Genomic DNA, 4,023 nt, shown 5'->3' with positions numbered 1-4,023 from the left:
GCCGACGATCCGGCCGCGGCGCGCCGCCTCGGCGCCGCCGCGCGCGCCTCGCTGCGGCAACGGCTGGGTCCGCAGGCCGGCGCACAGGCGATCCGCCGGCGTCTGGATCACGTGCGCCGCCAGCGCCTGCGATAATCGCGGCGACCCGAACCCGAGGCCGTCCATGTCCGCACCGCTGCACGTCATCGTTCTCGCCGCCGGCGAGGGCAAGCGCATGAAATCCGCCCGCTCCAAGGTGCTGCTGCCGCTGGCCGGACGGCCCATGCTCGCGCACGTCATCGAGGCGGCGCGCGCGCTCGCGCCGGCTGCGATCCACGTCGTCTACGGCCACCGCGGCGATCAGGTGCAGGCCGCTTTCGCGGCCGCGCAGGACCTGCACTGGGTATTGCAGGCCGAGCAGCACGGCACCGGCCACGCCGTGGGCCTGGCTCTGCCGGCCGTGCCCGATTCGGCGCGCGTGCTCGTGCTCTACGGCGACGTGCCGCTGATCACGCCGGCCACCCTGCGCCCGCTGGCCGGGTCCCCCGCGAGCCTGGCCGTGCTCGGCGCCGAGCTGCTGAATCCGACCGGCTACGGCCGCATCGTCCGCGACGGCCTCGGCCAGGTCCGCGCGATCGTCGAGGAAAAGGACGCCGACCACGAACAGCGGGCGATCGGCCTCGTCAACACCGGCATCGTCGCGGCGGACGCGGCACGCCTGCGCGGCTGGCTCGCGCGCGTCGGCAACGACAACACCCAGCGCGAGTACTACCTGACCGACGTGTTCGCGCTGGCCGCGGCCGACGCCGAGCCCGCCGCCTGCGCGCTGTGCAGCGATCCGCACGAAGCGTTCGGCGCGAACGACGCCTGGCAGCTCGCCGAACTCGAGCGCCACTACCAGCGGCGCCAGGCGCGCGCGCTGTGCCGGGCCGGCGTGCGCCTGGCCGATCCAGCGCGTTTCGATCTGCGCGGCAGCGTGACGCTCGGGCGCGACATCGAGATCGACGTCGACGTCGTATTCGAAGGCGAGGTGCAGCTCGGCGACGAGGTCGGCATCGGTCCGTTCTGCCGCATCAAGGATTCCACGCTCGCCGCCGGCACGCGCGTGCAGGCGCATTGCGATCTCGACGGCGTCGTCACCCACGGCCCCTGCGTGATCGGCCCGTTCGCGCGCCTGCGTCCGGGCACCGAACTCGCGGCCGGCGTGCACGTCGGCAATTTCGTCGAGACCAAGAAGACCGTACTCGGCGCCGGCAGCAAGGCCAATCACCTGACCTATCTCGGCGACGCGGTCATCGGCGCCGGCGTCAACGTCGGCGCCGGCACGATCACCTGCAACTACGACGGCGTGAACAAATCCACGACGACGATCGGCGACGGCGCCTTCATCGGTTCCAACAGCGCGCTCGTCGCGCCGGTGTCGATCGGCGCGAACGCGACGATCGGCGCCGGCTCGGTCATCACGAAGAACGCGCCCGACGGCGAGCTCACGATCGCGCGCGCACGCCAGGCCACGTTGCCGGGCTGGAAGCGGCCGCAGAAGAGGCCAGTCTGATGGTTCCCGCTCGGCCGAAGCTCTATCACATCGTCCATGTCGACCGGCTGCCGTCGATCATCGGCAGCGGCGGTTTGTTATGTGACGCGAAAATGGCGACTCTTCCCGGGCGAGGAACAACGATCGGTATGGCCAGCATCAAACAGCGCCGCCTAAAAGAGCTAACCCTCAATAGCCATCCAAGCCTGCATGTCGGCGAATGCGTGCCGTTCTATTTCTGCTCCCGCTCGATCATGCTTTTCTTACTCTATCGGGCGAACCATCCCGAACTGACCTACCATGGCGGCCAGGAACCAATCGTGCACCTTGAAGCTGATCTCTACGACGCTGTCGATTGGGCAAACAATGCAATAGGCGTTGGGCCTTCACTCTTTCCAATGCGGGCGCACGCTACTTTGAAGATCGCGCCAACCTCTCCCAGCTAAACGAGCTCAACTGGGGAGCTATCCAAACACATCGCTGGAGCGGTAATGGGATAGACCCCTCCATCAAAGAAGGAAAGCAAGCAGAATTTCTTATAGAGCAAGAATTTCCCTGGCACTTGATAGAGCGGATCGGTGTTCGGTCGCGGACGACTTATCAGCGGGCGATGGACATCCTTTCTCTGCAAGAACATCGCCCGAAAGTCGAAATCAAGCCAGACTGGTATTACTGAGGGGACCGTCGTGATCGAGTACACCACCGGCAATATTCTTTACGCCGAAGTCGAAGCCTTGGTCAATACGGTCAACTGCGTCGGCGTGATGGGCCGTGGCATAGCCTTGCAGTTCAAGAACGCTTATCCCGAAAACTTTGAGGCATATGTCGCAGCGTGTCGGCGCGAAGAGGTACAGCCTGGCCGCATGTTCGTTTTCGCTACCGGAGAGCTGGGCAACCCCAAGTACATCATCAACTTTCCGACCAAGCGTCACTGGCGCGGGAAAAGCCGCATGGAAGACATTGACGCCGGCCTCAAAGATCTGATTGAGGTCATCAAGCGCTTTGACATTCGCTCCATCGCTATTCCACCGCTCGGAAGCGGTCTGGGCGGTCTTCGATGGAACGACGTCAAACCGCTGATTGAAGCGGCGCTACAAGCTATTCCCCAGGTCAGTGCTCTCGTCTACGAACCTACTGGAGCGCCGGTATCGGACAAAATGATTCACAAACGCGAGGCACCGAAAATGACGGCAGGCCGCGCCGCCTTAGTGGAGCTGATTTCTCGCTATCTGAAAGGACTCCTCGATCCCGCCGTGTCGCTGCTTGAGGTGCACAAACTGATGTACTTCTTGCAGGAAGCTGGTGAGCCATTACGCCTGCAGTTCAAAGAAGCTCACTATGGGCCTTATGCAGAAAACCTTCGTCATGTGCTGAACGCAATCGAGGGTCATCTGGTTGTCGGATATGCCGATGGCGGAGATTCACCGGACAAAACATTGGAACTAGTTCCAGGAGCCGAGACTGAAGCAAACCGATTTCTGAAAGCACATCAGGAAACGCTCGCTCACTTCGTCCGGGTGGTCGATCTCGTCCAAGGCTTCGAATCACCGTTCGGACTCGAACTCTTGTCGACAGTACACTGGGTTACCAAAGTCTATGGCGCATGGCATTCAGATGAAGTCATGCGGCGTGTTTATGCGTGGAATGAGCGAAAGCACCAGTTCAGTCCCCGGCAGATTGAGCTGGCGATGAGCGTCCTGGCTGAAAAAGGATGGATCACGCAGCCCGTCGCTGCGTGATTCTGCAGCGCAGGATCTTCGTGCTCGACACCGCCGTCCCCGACTTCTTCGACCGCTTCCCGATGCAGCGCGTGGGCAGCGCCGGGCTCGACGCGGTGCTCGGCGACGGCGCTGCGGCGCTCGATCTGCTGTTCCTCTGGGGCCGCGACTGCCCGAACTGCGACATCGCCAAGCGCGCGATCCTCCTGCGGCCCGACGCGATGCGCTGGCCGCAGGTGCGCTGGCTGCACTGCAACGTCTACGACGACGCGGCGATGGCGACGCGCTTCGGCCTGCACGGCATTCCTACGTTCCTCGTGTTCCGCCACGGCAAGCGACTCGGCCGCATCACGAGCTGGCCCGGCATCGAGGCATTCCGCACCGCGATCGACAGCATCCTCACGCGCGACCCTGCGTAAGCCCGACGCGACGTGCGGGACAGATGGCCGTGACCGCGCCGTGACCCTCCGCAGCGGCTTGCCGTGCGGCCGACGGCCGACTGCGATAGTGCCGCGCGCAAGTACGGCGCCTAGGCCGGCCTGCAACGCGTCCCCGCAAAGGCGCGCCGCGTGTCGAGACCCGCGCCATCGGCGACTGTCGAAGGCAAGGCCGCAAATCCCTACCCGCACTTCGTCCCATACGTTTCTGGATACTTTTCTGTTAGGTTCTGGGTAAGCGTCCGGCGGAGCCACATTCCACACCGCCACAACACCAGCGATAGTCAGCTCGCCGGCGTCCAGCGGTGCGGCAGCAGCTCGACGATGCGGCGATCGGGATGGGTCGGCAGGCGGG

Annotated in this window: 5 protein-coding genes; all 5 read left to right on the top strand. The window is 64.2% G+C overall.

Going from position 1 to position 4,023, the window contains the following annotated elements:
- Positions 1 to 163: 163 nt before the first annotated feature.
- Genes glmU through NON22_RS21175 form a run of 5 tightly spaced genes read left to right on the top strand, consistent with a single transcriptional unit; the run spans position 164 to position 3,650 of the window.
- Entirely contained in the window at positions 164 to 1,534 is a 1,371-nt protein-coding gene (gene glmU, locus NON22_RS21190) for a bifunctional UDP-N-acetylglucosamine diphosphorylase/glucosamine-1-phosphate N-acetyltransferase GlmU (RefSeq protein WP_257388977.1), read from the top strand.
- Complete coding sequence (locus NON22_RS21185; protein WP_257388976.1) at positions 1,534 to 1,959, top strand: DUF4433 domain-containing protein; 426 nt, start codon at positions 1,534 to 1,536, stop codon at positions 1,957 to 1,959. Before glmU ends, NON22_RS21185 begins: the two co-directional genes overlap by 1 nt.
- Positions 1,869 to 2,189: a DUF4433 domain-containing protein gene (locus NON22_RS25035; RefSeq protein ID WP_425508010.1), complete on the top strand. Its 321-nt coding sequence runs from the start codon at positions 1,869 to 1,871 to the stop codon at positions 2,187 to 2,189. The genes NON22_RS21185 and NON22_RS25035 overlap by 91 nt, the downstream gene beginning before the upstream one ends.
- 10 nt (positions 2,190 to 2,199) lie before the next feature.
- On the top strand, positions 2,200 to 3,252 hold the full coding sequence (darG, locus tag NON22_RS21180) for a type II toxin-antitoxin system antitoxin DNA ADP-ribosyl glycohydrolase DarG (protein ID WP_257388975.1): 1,053 nt from the start codon (positions 2,200 to 2,202) through the stop codon (positions 3,250 to 3,252).
- A 20-nt stretch (positions 3,253 to 3,272) separates the two neighbouring features.
- Positions 3,273 to 3,650, top strand: coding sequence for a thioredoxin family protein (locus NON22_RS21175; protein WP_257388974.1), 378 nt, complete (start codon positions 3,273 to 3,275; stop codon positions 3,648 to 3,650).
- Positions 3,651 to 4,023 lie beyond the last annotated feature (373 nt).

The organism is Tahibacter caeni, from assembly GCF_024609805.1.
Taxonomy (GTDB): domain Bacteria; phylum Pseudomonadota; class Gammaproteobacteria; order Xanthomonadales; family Rhodanobacteraceae; genus Tahibacter; species Tahibacter caeni.
This window is presented reverse-complemented; position numbering and strand designations above follow the sequence as displayed.